Origin of the sequence: Pseudomonas sp. H11T01, from assembly GCF_048515765.1 — a bacterium.
In the GTDB taxonomy this organism is placed as follows: domain Bacteria; phylum Pseudomonadota; class Gammaproteobacteria; order Pseudomonadales; family Pseudomonadaceae; genus Aquipseudomonas.
The window spans coordinates 210,066-235,148 of the sequence record NZ_JBLYED010000010.1 but is presented as its reverse complement, the minus strand read 5'-3'; the positions used below and the strand labels follow the sequence as shown (position 1 = coordinate 235,148).

General features: G+C 58.9%; 22 protein-coding genes. 15 read left to right on the top strand and 7 right to left on the bottom strand.

The annotated features are described in order from the left end of the window. Position 1: 1 nt before the first annotated feature. Positions 2 to 2,326: a penicillin-binding protein 1B gene (mrcB, locus tag ACN1C3_RS16040; RefSeq protein ID WP_419116750.1), complete on the bottom strand. Its 2,325-nt coding sequence runs from the start codon at positions 2,324 to 2,326 to the stop codon at positions 2 to 4. Positions 2,327 to 2,443: 117 nt separating this feature from the next. On the opposite strand from mrcB, the gene ACN1C3_RS16035 reads away from it, so the two are divergent. From ACN1C3_RS16035 to ACN1C3_RS16025, 3 genes are all read left to right on the top strand, one after another. Further along, positions 2,444 to 4,000: a bifunctional aminoglycoside phosphotransferase/ATP-binding protein gene (locus ACN1C3_RS16035; RefSeq protein ID WP_419116749.1), complete on the top strand. Its 1,557-nt coding sequence runs from the start codon at positions 2,444 to 2,446 to the stop codon at positions 3,998 to 4,000. A gap of 91 nt (positions 4,001 to 4,091) precedes the next feature. After that, complete coding sequence (locus tag ACN1C3_RS16030) at positions 4,092 to 4,436, top strand: pentapeptide repeat-containing protein (RefSeq protein ID WP_419116748.1); 345 nt, start codon at positions 4,092 to 4,094, stop codon at positions 4,434 to 4,436. A 249-nt stretch (positions 4,437 to 4,685) separates the two neighbouring features. Continuing rightward, positions 4,686 to 4,958 carry a TfoX/Sxy family protein gene (locus tag ACN1C3_RS16025; RefSeq protein WP_009050884.1) on the top strand — a complete coding sequence of 91 codons (273 nt, stop codon included), beginning with the start codon at positions 4,686 to 4,688 and terminating at the stop codon, positions 4,956 to 4,958. A 301-nt stretch (positions 4,959 to 5,259) separates the two neighbouring features. Here the strand turns inward: ACN1C3_RS16025 and ACN1C3_RS16020 are convergent, their stop codons facing one another. From ACN1C3_RS16020 to ACN1C3_RS16005, 4 genes are read right to left on the bottom strand one after another with little or no spacing between them, the layout of a single operon-like run. Continuing rightward, entirely contained in the window at positions 5,260 to 6,135 is an 876-nt protein-coding gene (locus ACN1C3_RS16020) for a ChaN family lipoprotein (RefSeq protein ID WP_419116747.1), read from the bottom strand. Positions 6,136 to 6,156: 21 nt separating this feature from the next. Beyond that, positions 6,157 to 6,924 (bottom strand): heme ABC transporter ATP-binding protein, encoded by a 768-nt coding sequence (locus ACN1C3_RS16015; RefSeq protein ID WP_419116746.1) that lies wholly within the window; start codon positions 6,922 to 6,924, stop codon positions 6,157 to 6,159. After that, positions 6,924 to 7,907, bottom strand: coding sequence for a FecCD family ABC transporter permease (locus tag ACN1C3_RS16010; protein ID WP_419116763.1), 984 nt, complete (start codon positions 7,905 to 7,907; stop codon positions 6,924 to 6,926). Before ACN1C3_RS16010 ends, ACN1C3_RS16015 begins: the two co-directional genes overlap by 1 nt. A gap of 50 nt (positions 7,908 to 7,957) precedes the next feature. After that, entirely contained in the window at positions 7,958 to 8,845 is an 888-nt protein-coding gene (locus ACN1C3_RS16005) for a heme/hemin ABC transporter substrate-binding protein (protein WP_419116745.1), read from the bottom strand. 205 nt (positions 8,846 to 9,050) lie between these two features. On the opposite strand from ACN1C3_RS16005, the gene ACN1C3_RS16000 reads away from it, so the two are divergent. Continuing rightward, positions 9,051 to 9,368 carry a Rieske (2Fe-2S) protein gene (locus ACN1C3_RS16000; protein ID WP_419116744.1) on the top strand — a complete coding sequence of 106 codons (318 nt, stop codon included), beginning with the start codon at positions 9,051 to 9,053 and terminating at the stop codon, positions 9,366 to 9,368. Between the two features lie 12 nt (positions 9,369 to 9,380). On the opposite strand, the gene sfsA is transcribed toward ACN1C3_RS16000, so the two are convergent. Both sfsA and ACN1C3_RS15990 read right to left on the bottom strand, forming a co-directional pair. Further along, complete coding sequence (sfsA, locus tag ACN1C3_RS15995; protein WP_419116743.1) at positions 9,381 to 10,094, bottom strand: DNA/RNA nuclease SfsA; 714 nt, start codon at positions 10,092 to 10,094, stop codon at positions 9,381 to 9,383. After that, positions 10,094 to 11,266 carry a pyridoxal phosphate-dependent aminotransferase gene (locus ACN1C3_RS15990; RefSeq protein ID WP_419116742.1) on the bottom strand — a complete coding sequence of 391 codons (1,173 nt, stop codon included), beginning with the start codon at positions 11,264 to 11,266 and terminating at the stop codon, positions 10,094 to 10,096. The genes sfsA and ACN1C3_RS15990 overlap by 1 nt, the downstream gene beginning before the upstream one ends. A 327-nt stretch (positions 11,267 to 11,593) precedes the next feature. Between ACN1C3_RS15990 and dksA the strand changes: the two genes are divergently transcribed. The 11 genes from dksA (at position 11,594) to pgi (ending at position 24,900) form a co-directional block, all read left to right on the top strand. Further along, a complete protein-coding gene (gene dksA / locus ACN1C3_RS15985; RefSeq protein ID WP_419116741.1) occupies positions 11,594 to 12,037 on the top strand; it encodes an RNA polymerase-binding protein DksA in 444 nt (147 codons plus the stop codon). A gap of 95 nt (positions 12,038 to 12,132) precedes the next feature. After that, positions 12,133 to 13,029: a tRNA glutamyl-Q(34) synthetase GluQRS gene (gene gluQRS / locus ACN1C3_RS15980; protein WP_419116740.1), complete on the top strand. Its 897-nt coding sequence runs from the start codon at positions 12,133 to 12,135 to the stop codon at positions 13,027 to 13,029. 77 nt (positions 13,030 to 13,106) lie between these two features. Continuing rightward, positions 13,107 to 13,283, top strand: coding sequence for a hypothetical protein (locus ACN1C3_RS15975; RefSeq protein WP_003176118.1), 177 nt, complete (start codon positions 13,107 to 13,109; stop codon positions 13,281 to 13,283). Beyond that, positions 13,267 to 16,221, top strand: a complete 2,955-nt coding sequence (locus ACN1C3_RS15970) for a sensor histidine kinase (protein ID WP_419116739.1) — start codon at positions 13,267 to 13,269, stop codon at positions 16,219 to 16,221. Before ACN1C3_RS15975 ends, ACN1C3_RS15970 begins: the two co-directional genes overlap by 17 nt. Positions 16,222 to 16,243: 22 nt before the next feature. Further along, positions 16,244 to 17,680, top strand: a complete 1,437-nt coding sequence (locus ACN1C3_RS15965) for a sigma-54-dependent transcriptional regulator (RefSeq protein ID WP_419116738.1) — start codon at positions 16,244 to 16,246, stop codon at positions 17,678 to 17,680. 832 nt (positions 17,681 to 18,512) lie between these two features. Beyond that, positions 18,513 to 19,916 carry a polynucleotide adenylyltransferase PcnB gene (locus ACN1C3_RS15960; protein WP_419116737.1) on the top strand — a complete coding sequence of 468 codons (1,404 nt, stop codon included), beginning with the start codon at positions 18,513 to 18,515 and terminating at the stop codon, positions 19,914 to 19,916. Positions 19,917 to 19,920: 4 nt separating this feature from the next. After that, positions 19,921 to 20,406: a 2-amino-4-hydroxy-6-hydroxymethyldihydropteridine diphosphokinase gene (folK, locus tag ACN1C3_RS15955; RefSeq protein WP_419116736.1), complete on the top strand. Its 486-nt coding sequence runs from the start codon at positions 19,921 to 19,923 to the stop codon at positions 20,404 to 20,406. Positions 20,407 to 20,746: 340 nt separating this feature from the next. Then, entirely contained in the window at positions 20,747 to 21,547 is an 801-nt protein-coding gene (gene panB / locus ACN1C3_RS15950) for a 3-methyl-2-oxobutanoate hydroxymethyltransferase (protein ID WP_419116735.1), read from the top strand. After that, the gene (panC, locus tag ACN1C3_RS15945) at positions 21,544 to 22,398 is read left to right on the top strand and encodes a pantoate--beta-alanine ligase (RefSeq protein ID WP_419116734.1); all 855 of its coding nucleotides are present in this window, start codon (positions 21,544 to 21,546) and stop codon (positions 22,396 to 22,398) included. Before panB ends, panC begins: the two co-directional genes overlap by 4 nt. 214 nt (positions 22,399 to 22,612) lie before the next feature. After that, the gene (gene panD, locus ACN1C3_RS15940; protein WP_003228271.1) at positions 22,613 to 22,993 is read left to right on the top strand and encodes an aspartate 1-decarboxylase; all 381 of its coding nucleotides are present in this window, start codon (positions 22,613 to 22,615) and stop codon (positions 22,991 to 22,993) included. A 242-nt stretch (positions 22,994 to 23,235) separates the two neighbouring features. Beyond that, positions 23,236 to 24,900, top strand: coding sequence for a glucose-6-phosphate isomerase (pgi, locus tag ACN1C3_RS15935; protein ID WP_419116733.1), 1,665 nt, complete (start codon positions 23,236 to 23,238; stop codon positions 24,898 to 24,900). Positions 24,901 to 25,083: the final 183 nt, after the last annotated feature.

The window sequence follows — 25,083 nt, the reverse complement described above, 5'->3', positions numbered from 1 at the left end:
CTTAATTCAACCAGCCCTTGACCCAATCCATCACCTCATTGACGGGCGCTGGGATATCGCCAGCACACGCGGCACCGGGTGGCGGTTCACTGCCGCGAATATACGGCATCTGCACCGCGCCCGGACAACTCGCTTCGGAACCCTGCCCGGTACGGGAGTCGACCCAAGCCTGAACAACATTATCCGGCTGTGGCATATCCAGCGGTAACGGATCAGCCTTGCGCATGAAGCTGGTCCAGACCTGCAACGCGCCGGTGGCGCCGGTGAACGGTGTTTTACCGTTGTCATCACGACCGAGCCAGACCACCGCCAGCAAATCCTGGCTGAAACCGGCGAACCAGCTGTCCCGCGAATCGTTACTGGTACCGGTCTTACCCGCCAATACCAGGGTTTTCGGCAGAACGTTATAGACCGAACTCGCGGTACCTTCGCGCATCACCCGCTGCATGGCGCTCTGGATCAAGTAGATCGAACCCGGATCGAAGCGCTGCTGAATCTGGAACGGATAACGCTTGAGCGGTTCGCCTTCGGCGGTCAGCACACTACGAATCCCACGCATCGGCGTATTGAAACCACCGTTGGCCAGGGTCTGATACATGGTCGCCACTTCTATCGGGGTCAAGCCACCGGCCCCCAGCAGCATCGACGGGAAAGCCGGGAACTCACGGGTTACCCCCAGCCGCGCCAGCGTCTTGAGGACATTTGGCACACCGACTGCCAGGCCCAGGCGCGCGGTCGACAGGTTGTAGGAATGCGCCAATCCCTGGTACAGAAAGATCGTGCCATGGGAACGGCGGTCATAGTTCTGTGGCTTCCAAATTTGACCATCAGCGCCTTTTACCGAAAAAGCGTCATCGGAGAGCCAACTGGTCAAGGTGTACTGACTCGGCTTTTCAAGCGCAGTCAGGTAAACCGCCGGCTTGATCAGGGAACCGATTGGACGCACGGCATCCAGTGCACGGTTGAAACCGGCAAAACTTGCCTGACGGCTGCCGATCATGGCCTGGACCTCCCCAGTTTCCGGGTTGGTCACCACCATCGCGGCTTCGACCTCATCCGAACCCTTGCGTCCAGAAAGACGCTTGAAGGTATCGTTGACCGAAGCCTCTGCCTTCATCTGCAGGATCGGATCGAAACTGGTGAAAATTCGCAGCCCTTCTTCGGTCAAGTCTTCGTCGCGATAGTCTTCACGCAACTGCCGTTTGACCAGATCAAGGAAGCCCGGGAACGAACTGTCGGCCAGACTGCCGCGTTTGGTTACGCCCAGCGGCATCTTCTTGGCCGCTTCCACTTGCTCGGCGGTCGCTACACCTTGCTGTTCCAGCAGATCAAGCACCAGATTGCGGCGCTCGAGCGCGCGCTCGGGGTAACGACGGGGGTTGTAGGAGGATGGCCCTTTGACCATACCCACCAGCAATGCTACTTGATGCAGTTTGAGTTCAGCCAGCGGTTGGCTAAAGAAGAACTGACTGGCCAGTCCGAAGCCGTGCACCGCCCGCTGGCCGTCCTGACCGATGAAGACTTCGTTGAGGTAGGCCTCAAGAATCTCGCGCTTGTCGTAATGCACTTCAAGCAGCAAGGCCATCATCGCCTCGGTCAACTTGCGGGTCAGGCTTCGCTCATTGGTCAGGTAGAAGTTCTTAACCAGCTGCTGGGTCAACGTACTGCCGCCCTGACGCATTTGCCCTGACGAGGTGTTGACCCAAATGGCCCGGGCAATCGACTTCGGAGAAACGCCGAAGTGGTGATAGAAATCCCGATCCTCCACCGCTACCAGCGTATCCAGCAGATACGGCGGCACCTGATCGATCTTGATCAGAATGCGATCTTCAAGGTTTTTCGGGTAAAGACCGCCGATCAATAACGGCTCAAGACGCACGACCGAGACTTTCGAACCATTGGTCGCCGAGAGCTCGGCCACATAATCCCCGGAGAAGCGCACGCGCACCGGCTGAGCCTGCTCCATCCCTTCATAGAACTGGAAGCCGCGGGTATTCAAATCGACTGTATTGCCATTGACCGATGCCGCACCGGGACCATTGACGACGCTTTCACGGCGGTAACCCAGAGCATCGAGCTCAGTCAGGAAATCTTCCTTGCTGAGCTTTTGTCCGACGAACAGCTCCAATGGCCGGGCATAAACCTTGGCCGGAATGGTCCAGCGCTTGCCGGAGAACTTCTCCTGGACCACAGCGTCGAGATAAACCGCAAAGCCGGCGAGCACAACCAGGCCGACCAGACTGAGCTTCAGGGCCCAGCCTAACCAGGGGCGCAGGCCACCAGAGGGACGTTTTTTAGCGGTACGGGGGGATCGAGTACGAGTCATGGCGGCGGATTATACGCACTTTATTCCTGATCAACAGGAGCCCTCCGAGGTTTGCACTACCGTCGCTTGCAGCCATAATGACGCCCTTGAATTTTCCACGAATCTGAAGGATCGCCTGTGAGCCAGTCCCTGATCGCCGCCCTGCAAAACCCGGCCCTCTACCCTCATCCCGTAGAAGGGTTTCAGGTCATCGAGACCCATATCTCCTGGGTGCTGCTCACCGGCCCCTATGCTTATAAAGTGAAGAAGCCAGTCAACTTCGGCTTCCTGGACTTCACTGGCCTGCAAGCGCGCGAACACTTCTGCGGCGAAGAGCTGCGTCTAAACCAGCGTCTGACCCATGATCTGTATCTGGAAGTGTTGCCGATTACCGGCAGCGCTGAAGCTCCGCAATTGGGCGGCAGTGGTCCGGTGATCGACTACGCGCTGAAAATGCGCCAGTTCCCTCAAAGCCAGTTGCTCAGCACCCTGCAAGCCAATGGCGAGCTGACGACCGCGCATATTGATGAAATGGCCCAGCAGATTGCTCAGTTTCACCTGAGTGCACCCGTGGTCCCGACGGCTCACGAAGCCGGCACACCGGAAAGCGTCATGGCACCGGTACGCCAGAACTTCGAACAAATTCGCCCGTTCCTCAGTGACAAGGCCGACCTGCTGCAACTCGACGCCTTGCAAGCCTGGGCCGAAAGCAGCTTCGAACGCCTCAAGCCACTGTTCGCCCAACGTAAGGCCGAAGGGTTTATCCGCGAGTGTCACGGTGACATCCATTTGGGCAACGCTACCGTGATCGACGGCCAGGTCGTGATTTTCGACTGCATCGAGTTCAATGAGCCGTTCCGCTTCACCGACGTTTATGCCGACACTGCCTTCCTCGCGATGGACCTGGAAGATCGCGGACTTAAAAGCCTGGCACGGCGCTTTATCAGCCAGTACCTGGAGCTGACCGGCGATTATCAGGGGCTTGAACTGCTGAACTTCTACAAGGCCTATCGCGCGCTGGTTCGCGCTAAAGTCAGCCTGTTCAGCATGCCAGCCGAAGCCGACCCGGTGCAGCGTGCGACCACACTGCGGCAATACCGCAACTACGCCAATCTGGCAGAAAGCTATAGCACAATCCCATCACGCTTTCTGGCGATCACCCACGGTGTTTCGGCCGTGGGCAAAAGCCATGTGGCCATGCGTCTGGTAGAAGCATTGGGCGCGATCCGCCTGCGCTCCGATGTCGAGCGCAAACGACTGTTCGGCGAGCAGCAGGTCCAGAACGACCCACAAGCGGGTATCTATAGTGCCGAGTCGAGCGTTGCCACCTACGCCCGCCTGCATGAAATTGCCGATGTGATTCTGCGCGCCGGCTTCCCGGTGGTGATCGACGCCACTTACCTCAAACGCGAGCAACGCGACTCAGCTGCGAAAATCGCCGAGGCCACCGGAGCGCCGTTCCTGATCCTCGATTGCAATGCACCACAAGCAGTCATCGAGAGCTGGCTGGCGCAGCGTCAAGCAGACAAGAATGATCCGTCTGACGCCACCATGGCGGTTATCGAAGCGCAGCAAGCCAGTCGTGAGGCACTGACAGCAGTAGAAATTTTGTGCAGCAAACGCGTCGAGACTAATGAAAGCGGCACGCTTGATACCGTCGTTGCGCAAATTCGCCAACGCCTGCCAGGCCTGTAAGTAACTATTTCAGCCGTGGAACCGGGAACGGCTTCACGGCTGCAAAATAGTGGCACTATACTGGCGTCATAAATCCAACAGGTGACGTCCCATGAGCCAGCCGAAATTTCTCGACACCCCGCTGTACGCGTTGCTACACAAAGACGACATCGAAGGTTTCAATCGAGAAAGGCCTAAAGACGGGCCTGTCGACATGCGTGGCGGTGATTTCCGTGGGCTCGATTTACGTGATCTGAATGCCGAAGGCATCGATTTCACTGACGCCTATTTCCGCTCGGCTGATTTGCGTGGCCTGGATTTGCGTAACTCTTCCATGGAAGGCGCGAGCTTGGCACATGCGCAAATCTCGGGTGCCTACTTCCCGCCAGAGCTGACAGCCGATGAAATACTCATGTCGGTCAATTTTGGCACGCGCTTGCGTTACCGCACCAAGTAAGACCCTTGCACACCTTAAGTCCAGCGCCCTCTCTTCGCGCTGGGCTGTGTGCATCGTATTGCTAGCTGTACCAGCTTGCTTCCTCTCGACTCTCCTCCCACTGCGCTTGCAGCCCTTTCTACAGCTTTCTGACCTTACGGCTTAGAAGCTTTTTCGTCGAAACCGACCAAACAACTACGCTTTTCCTACTGACCGCTACACTCCTTTGAGGCTCGCCCACGCACCGTTCGGCCGTCGCAAGGAGGCTTGATGAATGATGAACTGCAACACCTGAAAAACCTTGGCAAGACGTCGGCGCAATGGCTGCATGCGGTGGGCATCCATAGCGCTTCTGACTTGCGTCGCCTGGGGGCGGTGGATGCTTATCGAGCCGTACGAACCCGGGGGTTTCGTGCGTCGAAAGTGTTGCTGTATGCAATTGAAGGCGCCCTGATGGACGTGCATTGGAACGACATCCCGGCAGAGCGCAAAGAGGCATTGAATAAACAGTTGGACGCCATATCGTCACGCCATAAAAACTGAGCGGGCGAAACCTCTCGACCTCATTGTCGGCCAATCAAAGAAGTCATCCGCCTCCATTTGCTCAAAGAGAGCGCTGAAGCCCCCTGTTTACGGGCGTTGCGAAAGAGCGCCTGGCTCAATTCACAGGAATGAGAAAACAGCTGTTGACTTAGAAATGAGAATCGTTATGATTATCACAACTGGTCGCGAGGCCAGTCGATGACCTGGAAGACCAGTGGTTCGGACTCTCAGATTATCTCCTCATCAGGCTAATCACGGTTATTTGACCCGGCTCTTGCCGGGTCTTTTTTTGCCTGGTTTTTTACTTACGCAATTGAGCGCAATAGTCCTGCTCCGGCATAGCAGCGGTGTACCAGACATAGTCCGCCATTCCAGGTGTAACCTCGGCACCTTCCTGCGCCAGTATCAACACGACCGTTCCATGCGACGCACCAAGGTCAAGCAGGTGTACCGGCACTCCGACATCCATGCGCGCGTGGTAAGCGCCGGCAAACAACAGCGAAGGCATGGGTGCCGCCAGCAGGCGCTCAGCCATCCGCCGATCACGTTGCTGCTGGACAGCCAGCATCGCGGGCATTTGCGTTTCCGGCAGCAGACCGCAATGGGATTCGCGTACTTGCGCCAGCAGTTCGTCCTTTACCGAAGCCGAATTAGAACGAGCACCACTCAAGACCGGCGCTTGAGCGTAAATGCGCCGCACTTCACTTGCGTCAAGGTTGGCCGCCAGTAACGGATAAGGCTGAGCCAAGGCAAAGCGCACGACAGGGCCGTACAGCATCCAGTCCCAGCCGGATTGCCACGCCAACGCCTTAGGCAAATCGTCAGGCCAGCCAATCGTTTTCAGCTCGGTGCGGACCTTATTGACGCGAGGTTGCTGATCCGGCGTCAGCATCTCCAAAAGAAGGCTGCCTTGGGCGCGACGATCAGCCAACGCCCGCAACAATCGCAATTGCAGCGCATGGTGATCGGGGTTGTCGTGCTGCTCGCCGACGATTACCCGCGACGCCTTGGCCAAGTGCCCAACCAGCTCGTCGGTTGTCAGCACCTGTCCGCTGTTGAGATCACGGATCATCCCGATGGGCTCTTTCGAGCTGCTTGAAGCAGGCGCGTTCGGCAACATCAAGGCGCTTTGACACGCACCGAGCAGCATCAAAGCCAGTAGCAAAATCGCGCGCATGCTTTTACTCCAGGAAAAGACCTAACGGGCGATGATCAACGGATGCCCCCGCTCCGGATGTTGCTGCACCAGCACATCCAGCCCGAACACGGCCTTCAGCGGTTCCGGTCGCAGCACCATCGCCGGGCTGTCTAGCGCATGAGGGCGTCCGCCCTCAAGCAGCAACAGACGATCACAATAGCGCGCCGCCAAATTCAGATCATGCAGGATCACCATCACTGCGGCGCCATGATCGGCGAACTCGCGGATCGCCTGCAACGTGGTGTGTTGATGCAGCGGGTCGAGCATCGATGTTGGTTCATCGAGCAGTAGCGTTTGCCCGCCCTGCCCCGGCCACAGCTGTGCCAGGACTCTTGCCAAGTGCACACGCTGCCTCTCGCCTCCGGACAACGCCAGATAACTACGCCCACTCAGATGCCCGGCGTCAGCCGCATGCAGAGCAGCGGCAATAATTTCGTCGTCGCGGATTCGACCGCTTTGATGGGGCAAGCGCCCCATGCCGACCACCTCTTCAACCCGAAAAGCAAAATCCAGCGTCGAGGTCTGTGGCAGCACCGCCAGACGTTGCGCCCTTTGCACGCCATCCCAGTGCCCCAACTCACGATCATCCAGCCAGACTTTCCCCTGACTTGGACGCAGTTCGCCGCACAACGCGCCGAGCAAGGTGCTTTTGCCAGCACCATTGGGCCCGAGCACGCCGAGCACTTCGCCCGGTTTAAGCTCCAGATCGATATCCGCCAACACCGTCTTCTTGCCACGGCGGATCTGCAGGCTCTCTGCTCGCAGCATCAGGCACGCCCTCGTAACAACAAATACAGGAAGAACGGTGCGCCGATAAACGCCGTGACGATCCCGATCGGTAACTCGGCGGGCGCCAAAGCCAAACGCGCCACCAGATCGGCAAACAGCAGCAGACTCGCCCCCGCCAACACCGAGGCAGGCAACAAAACCCGATGATCCGGCCCGGCCAACAGCCGCACCAGATGCGGCACCACCAATCCGACAAAGCCAATCATGCCGGCCGCCGCAACTGCTGCCCCTACGCCGAGTGCCGTGCAGAACACCAATTCACGCTTGAGCCTTTCGACGTCGATGCCCAAGTGGCTGGCTTCTGACTCTCCCAACAACAGAGCATTCAGCGCCTTGGCCCGTCGCGGTAACCACAGTGCCACCGCCGCGCTCACCAGCAATAGCGGCCACAGTCTGGAATAGCTGGCGCCGTTGAGACTGCCCAGGTTCCAGAAGGTCAGCGTGCGCAAGGTGGCGTCATCCGCCAGATAGGTGAACAAGCCGACTGCCGAGCCGGCCAGCGCGGTCAGGGCGATGCCCGCCAACAACATGGTCGCCACATTGGTTTGACCGTTGCGACGGCCGAGGCGATACACCAGCGCCGTCACCCCCAACCCGCCAAGAAAGGCGCACAACGAAAGCAGGTAAGGGCCAATCACTTCGGGCAGTCCGCCAAATACCGAACCACCGACAATCGCGATCGCCGCGCCCAACGCCGCACCACTGGATACGCCGACCAGCCCCGGGTCGGCCAGCGGATTACGAAACAAACCCTGCATCGCTACACCGGACAAGGCCAGTACCCCGCCCACCGCAAGCCCCAGCAACGTGCGTGGCAGACGAATTTGACCGAGAATCAGCTCAGCCTGCTCCAGCCCTTCTGCCGGTATCGGCAGCCCGATCAAGCGCAATGCTGCGCGCAAGGTATCCAGCAGAGGCAAGCTGACCGGCCCCAACGCCAATGACAACCAGATCGCCAGCAGACACAGCAGGCTCAAGCCAATGAATAACGCTCGCGGTTTAACCAGAGTAGTCATGGTGCCGTTTTAGCCTTGGCCGTTTCGCCGGGATAGAACCTGGCCGACAACACCACCAGGCTCTCTGGCAAACGTGGACCGAGCCCACCTACGAGCAAGGTCGGATCGAGCTCGAACACTCGCCCGTCCTTGGCCGCACGGGTCGAGGCGAGGATTGGATTTTCCTTGAACAGTGCAGCACGCGCCGCCTCGCCACTCAGGCTGCGGTCGGCGAAGACCAGCACTTCGGGATTCAGGCTGGCCAGAGACTCGACCGAAAAAGGTTTGTAGCCGCTGTGAGTCGCCAGATTCTGCCCGCCGGCCTGTCGCAACAACCAGTCAGCCGCCGTGTCCTTGCCGGCAATCAAGGGATTGCCGCCCGCGTGTCCCAGCAGCAACAGCACACCCGGGGCTTTTTGTCTGGTTTGCGCCTGGTTGACCCAGCTCTTCTGCTCTTCAAGCTGCTGCTGATAATCCTGGAACAGCCGCGCGGCCTTGTCTTCGTTGCCCAACAGCTTGCCCAGATGCTGCAGGTTGCCCTGCAAGGTCAGCAGATCAGGCTGCGCCGAGAACAGCTCGACCTGCACGCCTGCACTACGAATCTGCGACAGCGCCGGCGGCGGCCCCATTTCTTCGGTACCCACCAGAATCTGTGGGCGCAAACTCAAAATACCTTCAGCCGACAATTGCCGTTGATAGCCGATACTGGGCAGAGCCTTTAGTGAATTCGGGTGCTGGCTTGTAGTGTCCACGCCGACCAGCTTCGACTCGCCGCCCAATGCGCTCACCCACTCCGACAACGCTCCACCGGCACTGACCCAACGCTGTGGCAATTCGGTCGCTACCGCGCCATGGTTGAGCAAAAGTCCGACACAGAACGCAATAGCGCTGGTACTGAGGCGCATAAGAGGTTTTCCTTTGAGGCTGTCTCACTGGACCACGCGTCAATGTGACATGCCAAGGATTCCTGGCATCGTAATCAGCGAGTGCATGCTTAGCGGACGAAGCGGCCATTTGATAATTGCTTGCATTTGCACGTCAAGCACAGACATGTTTCGTCACATGCCCATAACAGCCTGAGCGTAGAGCCTTTGGCACTTGAGGATAGACATGAAGTTTCTTTGCACCCACGCCGAACTGGTCGATTCCAGCAGCCGCGGCTTTGATATCGACGGCCAGAAGCTGTTCGCCGTACGCCGTGAAGGCGAGGTCTACGTCTATGTAAACCGCTGTCCGCATCGGGGCGTCGCGCTGGAATGGCAACCCGACCAGTTTCTCGACCAGAGCGCCAGCCTGATCCAGTGCGCGACCCACGGTGCATTGTTCCTGATCGAAAGTGGCGAATGCGTCGCCGGCCCCTGTGCAGGGCAATCCTTGACCGCCATTCCCTGCAAAGAAGACGGTCAAGGGATCTGGGTACAGCTTTAGTGGCCTGCGTGGCTAGCCGTTCAGAATGACCTCCAGGCGTCGGTCGATGCAGACCTCCTCTGCGGTCAGCCGTACGCCGTAAGCCAATACCTCGACCCCGCATGCAACCGCCTCACGCAGCGCCGCGGCATAACCCGGGTCGATTTCCTCGGCCGGACGCACCGCCTCGATGCCCGTCAGATTGACGCAATACAGCTGTACTGCGCGAATACCGTCCCGCGCCAGACAGGCCAACTCCCGCAGATGCTTGGCACCGCGCACAGTCACTGCGTCGGGAAATGCGGCAATAGGTGAACCATCGAAGCCTAGCGTGACACTTTTGACTTCGACAAACGCCGGACCACTCGGGTAATCCAGGCGGAAATCGATTCGGCTGTTTTCCTGACCGTAAGCCACTTCGCGCTTCAGCCCAGTGAACCCATTGAGCTCAGTGATCAACCCAGCGCACAAAGCCTCCTCGATCAAGCCATTGGCCCGCGCCGTGTTGACGCACGCCAAACGCCCCTGCGGGGTTTCGCTGATTTCCCATGTGCCGGGCAATTTGCGTTTGGGGTCATTGGATCGACTGAACCAGACCTGCCCGCCTTCCACCATGCAGTTAAACATCGAGCCGGTATTGGGGCAGTGAATGGTCAACAACTCACCGTTAACGGTTTCGATATCCGCCAAAAAGCGCTTATAGCGACGGAGTAATCGACCTTCTTCGAGTGGAGGATGAAAACGCATCAGCCTTGCCAGCTCCGCAAACCGCGAGCAATCCGCCCGACGGCTTCCTGCAAACGATCCAGGTTCTGGGTGTAGGCAAAACGCACGTGATGGCCGGCCTGATAACGGCCGAAGTCCAGCCCTGGCGTAATCGCCACGTGCTCGGTCTCAAGGAAATGTCGGCAGAAAGCAAAGGCATCGCCACCAAACGCACTGATATCCGCGTACAGGTAAAACGCACCTTCAGGCTCCACAGCGATGCCGAAACCCAGCTCCCGCAAGGCTGGCAACAGGAAGTCCCGACGCCGTCCAAACTCGGCACGCCGCTCTTCCAGAATGGTCAAGGTGTCGGGCTCAAAGCAGGCCAATGCGGCGTACTGGGCCATGCTCGGTGCGCTGATATAGAGATTCTGCGCAAGTTTTTCCAGTTCGCCGACGGCGGCGGGTGGCGCCACTAACCATCCCAGGCGCCAGCCGGTCATGCCGAAATATTTTGAGAAGCTGTTCAGGACAAACGCGTCGTTATCGACCTCCAGCACGCTGGCAGCGTCAGTGCCGTAGGTCAGGCCGTGATAGATCTCGTCCACCACCAAATGACCGTTGCGCGCCTTGATCGCGGCAGACAGTCCGGCCAGTTCGTCACGGGTCAAAATCGTCCCGGTCGGATTCGCCGGCGAAGCCACCAGCGCACCGACGCTGTCCTGATCCCAATGACGCTCGACCAGTTCAGGGGTGAGCTGATAACGCACATCCGGGCCGACCGGTACCAGCTGCGCCGCACCTTCCACCAGACGTAGAAAATGCCGGTTACACGGGTAACCCGGGTCCGCCAGCAGCCAGTGCTTGCCCGGGTCGACCAGCAAACTGCTGGCCAGCAGCAACGCGCCCGAACCGCCGGGGGTAATCAGAATCCGCTCGGGGTCGATGTCCAGACCATAACGCTGTTGGTAAAAACCGGAGATAGCGGTCCGTAACTCCGGGATTCCGCGGGCAGCGGTGTAACGGGTTTTCCCCGCTGTCAGCGCAGCCTGACCGGCTTTGATGATTGGCTCGGCCGTGGTGAAGTCCGGCTCGCCGATTTCCAGATGGATCACGTCGTGGCCAGCCGCTTGCAGCTCGTTGGCGCGCGCCAGCAATGCCATGACGTGGAAAGGTTCGATAGCGCGGCTGCGCGCACTGTAGGGCTGAGCCATTAGCCTTCCTTCAATAGGGAGCAAAACCCGATTCTACCCAACGACGGGAACGATGGAGAACCTAAAGCAGTCTGAACCGTAAGATATCTGGAACAACTCAAGCGCTTGGCCCAAGTTTGACTAAAATCAATAATTGATCAGGCCTCCAGACGTACCAGCCGAGGCTTTGCAACCTTTTGCAAGCACCACGGACCGCAGGCTCGACAACCGGGAGTAGCGCGGCCCGATTTGATCTGGTAAGTTCGCCCGCTTGCAGCCGCAGGGCCGGCAGGTGTCGGTATGGAACATTCCTGCGCAATGGATTACAAGAGTAGAGGCGGTCCATTCATGCCCACCCAAGCAAAGCAAAAGCAGAGCCAGTCGATCAGCGGCTTCGAACCCTACGTTCAGACGAAGGGCGAGGAGTACATGGGCGAGCCCATGCGCAAGCACTTCACCAAGATCCTGAACAAGTGGAAACAGGACTTGATGCAGGAAGTCGACCGCACTGTTGATCACATGAAAGACGAAGCGGCCAACTTCCCTGACCCGGCCGACCGTGCCAGTCAGGAAGAAGAATTCAGCCTTGAACTGCGTGCTCGCGATCGCGAGCGCAAGCTGATCAAGAAAATCGACAAGACCCTGCAGCTGATCGAAGACGAAGAATACGGCTGGTGCGAATCTTGCGGCGTCGAGATCGGCGTCAAGCGACTGGAAGCGCGCCCTACCGCCGACATGTGTGTCGATTGCAAAACGCTGGCGGAAATCAAGGAAAAGCAGGTCGGTAAGTAACAGCCGATTTGAACGAAGAACGGAGCGTGCAAACGCTCCGTTTTTGTTTCTGGGGATTTTGAATAACATCAGGACTTTCCAGTAACATCGCGCCCATGACTGCCATTACCTCCCCCGCGTATATCGGGCGCTTCGCCCCCACTCCCAGTGGTTATCTGCACTTCGGCTCGCTGGTCGCTGCCGTGGCCTCGTACCTCGACGCCCGCTCGGTAGGCGGACGCTGGCTGGTGCGCATGGAAGACCTCGACCCGCCACGGGAAGAACCCGGCGCTCAGGTTGCAATCCTTGCGGCCCTGGAGCACTACGGTTTCGAATGGGATGGTGAAATGGTCCGCCAGAGTGAGCGCCACGACGCCTACGCCGAAGTGCTCAATCGCCTGTTCAATCATGGCTTGGCCTACGCCTGCACCTGCTCGCGCAAACAGCTGGCGCCCTATCACGGCGTCTATCCCGGGTTGTGTCGCAATGCCGGGCACGCCATTGAAGGTGCCGCAATCCGCCTGCGGGTACCGGAACTGGAATACCACTTCGAAGACCGGGTGCAGGGCGAGTTTCGTCAGCATCTGGGTCGCGACGTTGGTGATTTCGTTATTCGTCGCCGCGACGGGCTGTACGCCTATCAACTGGCGGTGGTGCTCGATGACGCCTGGCAAGGTGTGACCGATATCGTCCGCGGTGCCGATCTACTGGACTCCACACCGCGTCAGCTATACCTGCAAGAATTACTCGGCCTGCCGCAACCGCGCTATCTGCACGTGCCGCTGATCACTCAACCCGACGGCCACAAGCTGGGCAAATCCTACCGCTCACCACCGCTGGCCAACGATCAAGCCACTCCATTGTTGCTTCGCGCGCTGCGTGCTCTGGGCCAGAAACCCGGTAACGAACTCGACTATGCAAGCCCCCGGGAAGTGCTGAATTGGGGCATCCGGCACTGGGATGCAGCGCTGATCCCGCGCACACTGACCTTGCCCGAAGCGCAAATACACTGACGGCGCTTGCAGCTTGGCGCCCATCCGTTACCATCGCCGCACGTTTTCGGGCACGCGCACAATAAAGAGAGGCCAGGATGTACATCTATCGTTTGGTCCTGCTCCTGGTAGTCGGGATCTATCTGTTCTCCCCGGCCATCATGGATTGGTGGATCGACGCCACTGGCGCCTGGTATCGCCCTTATCTGCTCTGGCTGATTCTGATCGTCGTGACCTTCATTCTGCAGAGCCAAAAAGATGCCGATGAGCTTTAGCCTGACCCAGATGATCCTGATCAGCGCCGCCTACCTGGCGGTGCTGTTCGGAGTGGCCTGGATCAGTGAACGCGGGATGATCCCGCGTTCGATCATTCGCCACCCGCTGACCTACACCTTGTCTCTGGGTGTGTATGCCAGCGCCTGGGCGTTTTATGGCACCGTTGGCTTGGCCTATCAGTACGGTTACGGTTTTCTGTCCAGTTACCTCGGGGTTTCCGGGGCTTTCCTGCTCGCGCCGGTGCTGCTCTATCCGATTCTGAAAATCACCCGCACCTACCAGCTATCGTCCTTGGCCGACCTGTTCGCGTTCCGCTTCCGCAGTACCTGGGCCGGTGCGTTGACGACGATTTTCATGCTGATCGGCGTCTTGCCGCTGCTGGCGTTGCAGATTCAGGCGGTCGCCGACTCCATCGGTATCCTCACCCGAGAGCCAGTGCAGCATCGCGTGGCCCTGAGCTTCTGTGCACTGATCACCCTCTTCACCATCTTCTTCGGCTCGCGGCATATCGCTACTCGGGAAAAGCACGAAGGCCTGGTGTTCGCGATTGCTTTTGAGTCCGTGATCAAACTGATCGCCATCGGCGGCGTCGGCCTGTATGCCCTGTACGGCGTGTTCGATGGCCCGCAACAGCTGGAACTGTGGCTATTGCAGAACCAGACCGCCCTCGCCGCCCTGCACACACCGCTGCAAGAAGGTCCATGGCGCACCCTGTTGCTGGTGTTCTTCGCCTCAGCGATCGTCATGCCGCACATGTACCACATGACCTTCACTGAAAACCTCAACCCGCGCTCTTTAGTGAGTGCAAGCTGGGGTCTGCCGCTTTTTCTGTTGTTGATGAGCCTCGCGGTACCGCTGATCCTCTGGGCCGGTCTGAAACTAGGCGCCACCACCAATCCGGAATACTTCACCCTCGGCGTCGGCATCGCTGCCAACAGCAAGGCACTGGCGCTACTGGCCTATGTCGGCGGGCTGTCGGCCGCCAGCGGGCTGATCATCGTCACCACCCTGGCACTGTCCGGGATGGCCTTGAACCACCTGGTGTTGCCGCTCTATCAGCCGCCGGCCGAAGGCAATATCTACCGTTGGCTGAAGTGGACCCGCCGTGCATTGATCGTTGCGATCATCATGGCCGGCTACGGGTTCTATCTACTGCTGGGGGCCGAGCAGGATCTGGCCAACCTCGGCATCGTCGCCTTCGTCGCCACGTTGCAATTCTTGCCGGGCGTGCTGTCGGTGCTGTATTGGCCGACTGCCAACCGTCGCGGCTTTATCGCCGGGTTGCTGGCGGGGGTTCTGGTGTGGCTGGTGACCATGTTGTTGCCGCTGATCGGCAACCTGCAGGGCTTCTATATTCCGCTGTTGAACATGATCTACGTACTGGATGACACCAGCTGGCACATGGCGGCCATCGCCTCCCTCGCCGCCAACGTACTGATGTTCACCCTGATCTCGCTATTCACCAACGCCAGCAGCGAAGAAGCCAGTGCCGCCGAAGCGTGCGCGGTAGATAACGTCCGTCGCCCGCAACGCCGGGAACTGCACGCTGCCTCGCCCCAGGAGTTCGCCACGCAACTGGCCAAACCGCTGGGGGCCAAAGCTGCACAGAAAGAAGTCGAACAAGCGTTGCGCGACCTGTATCTGCCCTTCGATGAACGCCGCCCTTATGCCTTGCGCCGGCTGCGCGACCGTATTGAGGCCAACCTCTCCGGCTTGATGGGCCCCAGCGTTGCTCAAGACATGGTCGAGACTTTCCTGCCGTATAAGGCCGGCGGCGAGAACTATGTCACTGAAGATATCCACTTCATCGAAAGCCGCCTCGAGGACTACCACTCGCGCCTGACGGGCCTGGCCGCCGAGCTCGATGCTCTGCGTCGTTATCACCGACAGACCTTGCAGGAGCTGCCGATGGGAGTCTGCTCGCTGGCCAAGGACCAGGAAATCCTCATGTGGAACAAAGCCATGGAGGAGCTGACCGGCATTGCCGCCCAGCGCGTGGTGGGTTCGCGCCTGAGTACCATTGCCGATCCGTGGAAAGAACTGCTGCAAGGCTTTATCAACCTGCCGGACGAACATTTGCACAAGCAGCACCTGGCCCTCGACGGCCAGACCCGTTGGTTGAACCTGCACAAAGCCGCCATTGACGAGCCGTTGGCCCCCGGTAACAGCGGCTTGGTGCTGTTGGTGGAAGACCTGACTGAAACCCAGATGCTCGAGGACAAACTGGTGCATTCCGAGCGGCTGGCCAGTATTGGTCGACTGGCTGCCGGCGTGGCCCATGAAATCGGCAACCCGATCACCGGCATCGCCTGCCTCGCGCAAAACCTGCGCGAAGAACGCGAAGAAGACAGCGAGCTGACCGAAATCAGCGGCCAGATCCTCGAGCAGACCAAGCGCGTATCACGCATCGTTCAGTCGCTGATGAGCTTCGCCCACGCCGGCAGCCATCAACACAGTGACGAGCCGGTGTGCCTGGCTGAAGTGGCGCAGGATGCCATTGGTTTGCTGGCACTGAACCGACGCAACTTCGAAGTACAATTCTTCAACCTGTGCGACCCTGAGCACTGGGTCGATGGCGATCCGCAGCGGCTCGCCCAGGTCCTGATCAACTTGCTGTCCAATGCCCGCGACGCCTCACCGGCTGGCAGTGCAGTACGGGTCAAAAGCGAAGCCGGCGAACACACGGTCGATCTGATCGTTGAAGACGAAGGCAGCGGTATCCCGAAGAACATCATGGACCGATTGTTCGAACCCTTCTTCACCACCAAGGATCCTGGCGAAGGCACCGGTCTGGGCCTTGCACTGGTCTATTCCATCGTTGAAGAGCATTATGGACAAATCACCATCGACAGCCCGGCTGACACCGAAAGCCAACGCGGCACCCGTATCCGGGTGACCTTACCGCGTCATGTCGAAGCGACGTCCGCTGTGAACTGAGACCGTCGAGAGAATCGAATCAATGCCGCACATTTTGATCGTCGAAGACGAAACAATTATCCGCTCCGCCTTGCGCCGCCTGCTGGAACGCAACCAGTACCAAGTCAGCGAAGCCGGTTCCGTGCAGGAAGCACAAGAGCGTTTCAGCATTCCCACGTTTGACCTGATCGTCAGTGACCTGCGCCTGCCCGGCGCGCCTGGCACCGAGCTGATCAAGCTTGGTCAAGGCACTCCGGTGCTGATCATGACCAGCTACGCCAGCCTGCGCTCGGCAGTCGACTCGATGAAGATGGGCGCGGTGGACTACATCGCCAAGCCTTTCGATCACGACGAAATGCTTCAGGCCGTCGCACGCATCCTGCGTGACCGGCAATCGGCTCAGACTTCCCCGAGCGAACGTCCTGCCGACAAAGCGGTCAACGGCGCAGAGAAGGCCGGTGTCGATAACAGTAATGGCGAAATCGGCATCATCGGCTCCTGCCCGCCGATGCTGGAGATGTACAGCAAGATCCGCAAAGTTGCCCCGACCGACTCCAACGTATTGATCCAGGGCGAGTCCGGTACCGGTAAAGAGCTGGTCGCCCGCGCTCTGCACAACCTGTCCAGACGCGCCAAGGCACCGATGATTTCGGTGAACTGCGCAGCCATTCCGGAAAGCCTGATCGAGTCCGAACTGTTCGGCCATGAGAAAGGTGCCTTTACGGGTGCCAGCGCTGGCCGTGCGGGTCTAGTGGAGGCCGCTGACGGCGGCACCTTGTTCCTCGATGAAATCGGCGAGCTGCCACTGGAAGCTCAGGCGCGTTTGCTGCGCGTGTTGCAAGAAGGCGAAATCCGTCGCGTTGGCTCGGTGCAATCGCAGAAGGTCGATGTACGCCTGATTGCCGCGACTCACCGTGACCTCAAGAGCCTGGCCAAAATCGGCCAGTTCCGTGAAGACTTGTATTACCGCCTTCACGTGATAGCCCTGAAATTACCGGCCCTGCGCGAGCGCGGGGCCGACGTCAACGAAATCGCCACCGCCTTCCTGGCCCGGCAAAGTGCTCGGGTCAACCGCACTGACCTGAAGTTCGCCCCGGACGCCGAGCAGGCGATTCGTCATTACTCCTGGCCGGGTAACGTTCGCGAACTGGAAAACGCAGTCGAACGTGCAGTGATTCTGTGCGAGAGCCCGGAGATTTCCGCCGAGCTGCTGGGAATCGATATCGAGCTGAGCGATCTGGAAGATGACGACTTCATCGGTCTGGCGCCGCAACAGGGTAGCGCCAACAACACCAGCCACGAGCCTACCGAAGACTTGTCACTGGAAGACTACTTCCAGCACTTCGTCCTTGAGCATCAAGACCACATGACCGAGACCGAGCTGGCCCGCAAACTCGGGGTGAGCCGCAAGTGCCTATGGGAGCGGCGTCAACGCCTGGGTATTCCACGGCGCAAGACCGGGGTTGCCAGCGAAAGCTGAATGGCAGCTGTCTAGAGCGTGGGTAACACTCGACTTTGTGAGGAAACTGTTACCTCGGCAATTTCGCGTAACAAAAGCCGGGGCTTACGGTAACGAAGCCCCGGCTTTTTTTGGCCCTCCGAAAACCTGAATCATGGCCTAACCCCTTGTTTTGCGGGACCTCACAAAAGTTGGCACGACACCTGCTATATGCTTAATACAAAAACAATAACAAGCAATGTAAAGACAATAAAAATAAGACGTATCGGCTCACGCACAATAAAAACAACACGGCGGAGGCGCAGCTAACTGATTCTTTTGGAGAGGCGTTGTATTTGGGGCTTGCCCCGCAACCAGGCTGAGAACAACAAAAAACTGTCCTAAGACAGAGCCTGAACTGGTTGGATCACTGGATCATGCAACACAGCGACCAAAGCAATCCGTTTGCTCTTGGCTCCCGATTGGGAGGGTCACGAAGGCAAAACCTCGTGACAAGGGCGATCAACAAAAACAAGAAGCCCAACACCAATAATAAAAATAGAGCATGCAACTACTTCTTGGGGAGCTTCGGCTCCCCTTGTAGTTTCTGGCGTTTGCCCCTGTAGCAGCTGCCGCAGGCTGCGTCCGGCGGCGAAGCCGTCGCAATAGGGACAACCGGTTTCATGTGACATACCGCGAACTCAGATTTACGACTGCTCCGCAGCCGGACGCAGGCTTCGCCAGCTGCTACAGAGATCGGCTTCATCCCCTTGCGCACGCTTCCTACACCATCCCCCGACTAAATGCTAGAATCCCCGCCCATCATGCGGTCATTCTTCGTTATGGCCGAACATTCCTTCAAACAGTGCATCCCATGCTGAAGAAGCTGTTCCAGTCATTCCGTTCTCCCTTGCGTCGTACGCAACACATCCGCAGCACGCCTGAAGTGCTCAACAGCAGCCAGCATTCGCTGCAACGCGCTCAGTTCAGCCGTTATGCGGTCAACATCGTCGAACGCTTGCAGAACGCCGGATACCAGGCTTATCTGGTCGGTGGCTGTGTGCGCGACATGCTGCTCAACATCACACCCAAAGACTTCGACGTCGCCACCAGCGCCACGCCGGAACAGGTTCGCGCCGAATTTCGCAATGCGCGGATCATCGGCCGTCGCTTCAAACTGGTGCATATCCACTTTGGTCGCGAAATCATTGAAGTCGCCACCTTCCGCGCCAATCACCCGCAAAACGACGAAGAGGAAGACAGCAACCAATCCTCACGTAACGAAAGCGGGCGCATTCTGCGGGACAACGTCTATGGCACGCTGGAGGAAGACGCTCAACGTCGCGACTTCACCATCAATGCCCTGTATTACGATCCGGTCAGTGAACGCATTCTCGATTACGCGAACGGCGTACACGACATTCGCAATCACCTGATCCGTCTGATCGGCGATCCACAGCAGCGTTACCAGGAAGACCCGGTACGAATGCTGCGGGCCGTGCGTTTCGCCGCCAAACTGGACTTCGGCATCGAAAAGCACTCCGCCGCGCCGATTCGCGATCTGGCGCCGATGCTGCGGGAAATCCCCTCGGCCCGACTGTTCGAAGAAGTGCTCAAGCTATTCCTTTCCGGACACGCCGCAGACACCTTCGAAATGCTGGTGGACCTGCAGTTGTTCGATCCCTTGTTCCCGGCCAGCGCCGAAGCACTGGAGCACAACCCGACGTATACCCATACACTGATCAGCGAAGCCTTGGTCAATACTGACCTGCGCATCAAACAGAACAAGCCAGTTACCCCGGCCTTCCTCTTCGCCGCCTTGCTCTGGCCTGCCCTGCCGGCCCGCGTGTTGCGTCTGCAGGCCCGCGGCATGCCGCCGATTCCGGCGATGCAGGAAGCCGCTCACGAGCTGATCAGCGAACAGTGTCAGCGTATCGCTATTCCGAAACGCTTCACCATGCCGATCCGCGAAATCTGGGACATGCAGGAACGCCTGCCGCGGCGCAGTGGCAAACGGGCCGACCTGCTGCTGGACAACCCGCGTTTTCGTGCTGGTTATGACTTCTTGCTGCTTCGCGAAAGTGCTGGCGAACAGACCGATGGCCTGGGCGAATGGTGGACCGATTATCAGGACAGTAACGACAGCGAGCGCCGCGACATGATCCGCGACCTCAGTAGCAAGGACGACGGCGCCAGCGGTGCTCCGCGCAAACGTCGCCGCAGTGGTGCCAGCAAACGCAAACGCAGCGCCACTGCACCGAGCCCGTCGGGCGAGTAAGTTCATGGAACGCATCTACATCGGCATGGGCAGCAATCTGGCAGCCCCAGCAGAACAATTGCGCAACGCAGTCGATGCGTTGGCGCAGTTGGCTCAGACCGAACTGGTCGGAGTATCAGCCTTTTATCAAAGTGACTCTCTGCTCCCCGGTCAGCCGCGTTACACCAACGCTGTGGCCGTGCTGGACAGCAGTCTTGCGCCGCTGGAGTTGCTCGATGCGCTACAAGCCATCGAAAACGATCAAGGCCGCGAGCGCAATGAACGCTGGGGACCGCGCACGTTGGACCTGGACATTCTGCTGTTCGGTGACCGGTTGATTGACGAACCGCGCCTCAAAGTCCCCCACTACCACATGCAGGCCCGAGCCTTCGTGCTCTATCCCTTGGCTGAGCTGGCCGCCCCCTCGCTGCAACTGGCAGACGGCCGCCTTCTCAGCGAACTGCTCGCCGACTGTCCATTTATCGGGCTCGAACGTCTGGCGCAGGTTTGATTTTTTGTAGGAGCCAAGCTTGCTCGCGATGAACGATAACGCGTGCTCCAGATAGACCGCGTCGCCCCTATCGCGAGCAAGCTCGGCTCCTACAGGGTACAGCGTTGCTGAATCGCATCAGTAACATGGGTAACACCACCGGCGTAACAATGCGGTAACACACACAATTGACTTCCAGAGTTCTCCTCACGACTATAGGCGTCCCGCTGCCGCCAACCCGGCACTAAAGGGCGCAATCCAGGCCTTATAAGCACGGCAAAAGAACGTGCGCCTGTATAAATGATGAATCACGCGCGTTACTCGCAGTAGTTTCCACAGCGCCTGAATGAGGACACTTTTCATGCCAGACATCACCCTGACCACCCTGCAAAGCCTCAAGCAGAAAGGTGAAAAAATCACCATGCTGACCTGCTATGACGCGACCTTCGCCCACGCCTGCTGTCAGGCTGGCGTCGAAGTGCTGCTGGTGGGCGACTCCCTCGGCATGGTGCTGCAAGGGCATGACAGCACACTGCCAGTCACCACTGCCGAGATGGCTTACCACGTTGCGGCCGTCAAACGCGGTAACACGGGGGCGCTGATCCTCGCAGACCTGCCGTTCATGGCCTACGCCACCACCGAACAGGCTATGAACAACAGCGCCCTGCTGATGCAGGCGGGTGCGCACATGGTCAAAGTCGAGGGCGCGCTATGGCTGGCGGATTCGATCCGACTATTGGCCGAGCGCGGCGTGCCGGTCTGCGCACACATGGGGCTGACCCCGCAGTCGGTGAACATCCTCGGTGGCTATAAAGTCCAGGGCCGGAATGAAAACCAGGCCCGGCAGATGCGCGCCGACGCTATTGCTCTGGAGCAGGCTGGCGCAGCGATGTTGCTGCTCGAGTGCGTACCAAGCGAACTGGCACATGAAATCACCCAAGCGGTGAAAATCCCGGTGATCGGGATCGGCGCCGGCAGCGCCACCGACGGTCAGGTGTTGGTGCTGCACGACATGCTCGGTTTGTCCCTCACTGGCCGTGCACCGAAGTTCGTGAAGAACTTCATGGCCGGTCAGGACAGCATTCAATCTGCTTTGAGCGCTTATGTCGCCGACGTCAAAGCCGTGACTTTTCCTGGCGCTGAACACGGATTCTCTGCATGAATACTGTCAAGACCGTACGCGAGCTGCGCGCCGCTGTAGCCCGAGCCCGCAGCGAAGGCAAACGTATCGGCTTCGTGCCGACCATGGGCAACCTGCACAGTGGCCACGCGGCACTGGTGACCAAAGCAGCCCAAAGGGTGGACTTCGTGGTGGCGAGCATTTTCGTCAATCCGCTGCAATTCGGTGCCGGCGAAGACCTCGACAAATACCCGCGTACCCTGGCCGCCGACCAGGAAAAACTGCTCCAGGCCGGCTGCCATCTGCTGTTCGCCCCCAGCGTTGAAGAAATGTACCCGGGCGGCATGGCCGGCCAGACTCGCGTCAGCGTTCCGCAATTGTCCGAAGGACTGTGTGGAGCTAGCCGTCCCGGTCACTTCGAGGGCGTGGCGACGGTGGTCTGCAAGCTGTTCAATATGGTCCAGCCAGATCTGGCGATCTTTGGCCAGAAAGACTTCCAGCAGCTGGCGGTCATTCGCGCCCTGGTCCACGACCTGAACCTGCCAATCCAGATTATTGGCGAGCCGACCGTACGCGCCGCTGATGGTCTGGCGCTGTCCTCGCGCAATGGCTACCTCACTGAAGAACAACTCGCCATCGCACCAGCGTTGTACCGCAGTCTGTGCCAGATTGCCGAAGCCATCGAACAGGGCGAGCGCGATTACCCCAAGCTGCTGTCAGCGCATAACCAGCAGCTCAAAGCCGTCGGTTTCCGGCCCGATTATCTGGAAGTCCGCCACGCACTAAGCCTGCGTCCGGCTACCCCGGATGACCGCGATCTGGTGATCCTCGTTGCGGCCTATCTGGGTGCCACCCGGCTGATCGACAACCTGCATTTGAACCTCGACGCTTAAGAGATCGCAGGCTGCGCCAGCTCCTACGCCAATCGAGTACATCCGCGGATCAGCAGATGTATGCAAATCCCATAGGAGCTGCCGGAGGATCGGGCCGCGTTCGGACGATCTTTTAGGCCGCACAGAGAACTCTGCTGATCAAAAGCGTCATATTGCCCACGCCGAAGGCTTCGGGCAAACTGCCCGCCGTTCGGATCTGACCAAGGAAACATTCATGCACGCCATCATGCTCAAAGCCAAGCTGCATCGCGCCGAAGTCACCCACGCTGTACTCGACTACGAAGGCTCTTGCGCCATCGATGGCGAATGGCTGGACTTGTCCGGAATTCGTGAGTACGAACAGATCCAGATCTACAACGTCGACAATGGTGAACGCTTCACCACGTACGCGATCCGTGGCGAAGAAGGCTCGCGGATGATTTCGGTCAACGGTGCGGCTGCGCACAAGGCCAAGGTCGGCGATCGCGTCATCATCTGCGCCTATGCCCATTACAGCGAAGCTGAACTGCTCAACTTCAAACCGCGCATGCTCTATATGGCACCGGGCAATGAACTGAGCCACACCAGTAATGCCATCCCGGTCCAGGTCGCCTGATCGACCGCGCATCTCTTTGCATTGAAAGCCTGGCTGTTATGTCCATTCGCGATGTTATAAAAAAGTACCGGTCGCAGGTCAGACAAAGCCAAGACAGATCAAGACGCGAGGTTTACTGTATTCGCCCTGCGCTATTGAATCGTATCAACGCAGGTTGACTGGATATTGTCTTGTGACTGAACAGGACATTCCGGGCTTTTTAGTGTCCAAAAGGCAGTTCAAGTAAAAGGAAATCCGCAGCGATGGCGTACTACCGCACTCCTCACGACGTTACCGCTCTGCCCGCCTGGGAAGCGTTGAATCAACACCGCGAAGCCATGCAAGACTTCAGCATGCGTGAAGCGTTCAATGCCGACCCTCAGCGCTTCAATGAATTCACCCTCAGCAGCTGTGGGCTTTTTCTCGATTATTCGAAAAACCTGATCAACAAAGAAACCCGCGACCTGCTGGTCGGGCTGGGTAAAGAAGCCGGTTTACAGGACGCAATCAAAGCACTGTTCGCCGGCGAGCTGGTGAACTCCTCGGAAGGCCGTCCCGCCCTGCACACCGCTCTGCGCCGTCCAGTGGGCGACAAGCTGTCGGTGAACGGCGTCAACGTGATGCCGGAAGTACACAAGGTTTTGAACCAGATCACCGACCTGGTGGGCCGCATCCATGACGGTCTTTGGCGCGGTTACACCGAGAAGCCGATCACCGACGTGGTGAACATTGGCATCGGTGGCTCGTTCCTCGGCCCTGAGCTGGTCTCCGAAGCACTGCTGTCCTACGCCCAGAAAGGCGTGCGCTGCCACTACCTGGCGAACATCGACGGCAGTGAGTTCCACGAACTGACGATGAAGCTTCGTGCCGAGACCACACTCTTCATCGTCTCGTCGAAATCCTTCAACACCCTGGAAACCCTGAAAAATGCCCAGGCCGCTCGCGCCTGGTACCTGGCCCAGGGCGGCTCTGAAGCCGAGCTGTATCGCCACTTCATTGCGGTCTCGAGCAACAATGCCGCCGCCGTAGCGTTCGGTATCCGCGAAGAGAACATCTTCCCGATGTGGGACTGGGTTGGCGGGCGTTACTCGCTGTGGTCGGCCATCGGTTTGCCGATCGCCCTGGCTATCGGCATGTCCAACTTCAAGGAGCTGCTGTCCGGTGCCTACACCATGGACCAGCACTTCCAGAGCGCACCATTCGAAAATAACATGCCGGTGCTGCTGGCGTTGCTCGGTGTCTGGTACGGCAATTTCTGGGGGGCGCAAAGCCACGCGATCCTGCCGTACGACCACTACCTGCGTAACATCACCAAGCACTTGCAACAGCTGGACATGGAATCCAACGGCAAGAGCGTGCGCCAGGACGGTACACCGGTGTCCACCGACACGGGCCCGGTCATCTGGGGCGGCGTGGGTTGCAACGGTCAGCATGCCTACCACCAATTGCTGCACCAGGGCACCCAACTGATTCCGGCCGACTTCATCGTGCCGATCGTCAGCTTCAACCCGGTGTCCGATCACCACCAGTGGCTGTACGCCAACTGCCTGTCGCAAAGCCAGGCACTGATGCTCGGCAAGACCCGCGCCGAGGCCGAAGCAGAGCTGCGCGACAAAGGCATGAGCGAGGACGAAGTGCAGAAGCTTGCTGCGCACAAGGTGATCCCGGGCAACCGTCCGAGCAACACCCTGGTGGTCGAACGCATCAGCCCACGTCGCCTCGGCGCACTGGTGGCAATGTACGAACACAAAGTCTTCGTGCAGAGCGTGATCTGGGGCATCAACGCCTTCGACCAATGGGGCGTGGAGCTGGGCAAGGAACTCGGCAAGGGCGTCTACAATCGCCTGACCGGCAGCGACGAAGAGCCGGCCGACGATGCCTCGACTCAAGGTCTGATCAACTATTTCCGCGGTCGTCACCGCGGTTGATGTGATCTTCGCTCCCACAGGTCAGCGCCGAACCTGTGGGAGCGGGCTTGCCCGCGAAGGGGCCCTCAAAGCCGCAAAAAGCTTCGCGGGCAAGCCCGCTCCCACGAGTCGCCCCTCCCCTCTTGAACCCTCCCGTCACTCGGCGCATCTTTATCTCTTGTCGCAAAAACAAGAATAAGGAAC

What these genes read in the sequence shown, in the direction of transcription:
- mrcB (WP_419116750.1), bottom strand. Translation starts at nt 2,326, where the DNA reads ATGACTCGTACTCGATCCCCCCGTACCGCTAAAAAACGTCCCTCTGGT.
- ACN1C3_RS16030 (WP_419116748.1), top strand. Translation starts at nt 4,092, where the DNA reads ATGAGCCAGCCGAAATTTCTCGACACCCCGCTGTACGCGTTGCTACAC.
- ACN1C3_RS16025 (WP_009050884.1), top strand. Translation starts at nt 4,686, where the DNA reads ATGAATGATGAACTGCAACACCTGAAAAACCTTGGCAAGACGTCGGCG.
- ACN1C3_RS16020 (WP_419116747.1), bottom strand. Translation starts at nt 6,135, where the DNA reads ATGCGCGCGATTTTGCTACTGGCTTTGATGCTGCTCGGTGCGTGTCAA.
- ACN1C3_RS16015 (WP_419116746.1), bottom strand. Translation starts at nt 6,924, where the DNA reads ATGCTGCGAGCAGAGAGCCTGCAGATCCGCCGTGGCAAGAAGACGGTG.
- ACN1C3_RS16005 (WP_419116745.1), bottom strand. Translation starts at nt 8,845, where the DNA reads ATGCGCCTCAGTACCAGCGCTATTGCGTTCTGTGTCGGACTTTTGCTC.
- ACN1C3_RS16000 (WP_419116744.1), top strand. Translation starts at nt 9,051, where the DNA reads ATGAAGTTTCTTTGCACCCACGCCGAACTGGTCGATTCCAGCAGCCGC.
- sfsA (WP_419116743.1), bottom strand. Translation starts at nt 10,094, where the DNA reads ATGCGTTTTCATCCTCCACTCGAAGAAGGTCGATTACTCCGTCGCTAT.
- ACN1C3_RS15990 (WP_419116742.1), bottom strand. Translation starts at nt 11,266, where the DNA reads ATGGCTCAGCCCTACAGTGCGCGCAGCCGCGCTATCGAACCTTTCCAC.
- dksA (WP_419116741.1), top strand. Translation starts at nt 11,594, where the DNA reads ATGCCCACCCAAGCAAAGCAAAAGCAGAGCCAGTCGATCAGCGGCTTC.
- gluQRS (WP_419116740.1), top strand. Translation starts at nt 12,133, where the DNA reads ATGACTGCCATTACCTCCCCCGCGTATATCGGGCGCTTCGCCCCCACT.
- ACN1C3_RS15975 (WP_003176118.1), top strand. Translation starts at nt 13,107, where the DNA reads ATGTACATCTATCGTTTGGTCCTGCTCCTGGTAGTCGGGATCTATCTG.
- ACN1C3_RS15970 (WP_419116739.1), top strand. Translation starts at nt 13,267, where the DNA reads ATGCCGATGAGCTTTAGCCTGACCCAGATGATCCTGATCAGCGCCGCC.
- ACN1C3_RS15965 (WP_419116738.1), top strand. Translation starts at nt 16,244, where the DNA reads ATGCCGCACATTTTGATCGTCGAAGACGAAACAATTATCCGCTCCGCC.
- ACN1C3_RS15960 (WP_419116737.1), top strand. Translation starts at nt 18,513, where the DNA reads ATGCTGAAGAAGCTGTTCCAGTCATTCCGTTCTCCCTTGCGTCGTACG.
- folK (WP_419116736.1), top strand. Translation starts at nt 19,921, where the DNA reads ATGGAACGCATCTACATCGGCATGGGCAGCAATCTGGCAGCCCCAGCA.
- panB (WP_419116735.1), top strand. Translation starts at nt 20,747, where the DNA reads ATGCCAGACATCACCCTGACCACCCTGCAAAGCCTCAAGCAGAAAGGT.
- panC (WP_419116734.1), top strand. Translation starts at nt 21,544, where the DNA reads ATGAATACTGTCAAGACCGTACGCGAGCTGCGCGCCGCTGTAGCCCGA.
- panD (WP_003228271.1), top strand. Translation starts at nt 22,613, where the DNA reads ATGCACGCCATCATGCTCAAAGCCAAGCTGCATCGCGCCGAAGTCACC.
- pgi (WP_419116733.1), top strand. Translation starts at nt 23,236, where the DNA reads ATGGCGTACTACCGCACTCCTCACGACGTTACCGCTCTGCCCGCCTGG.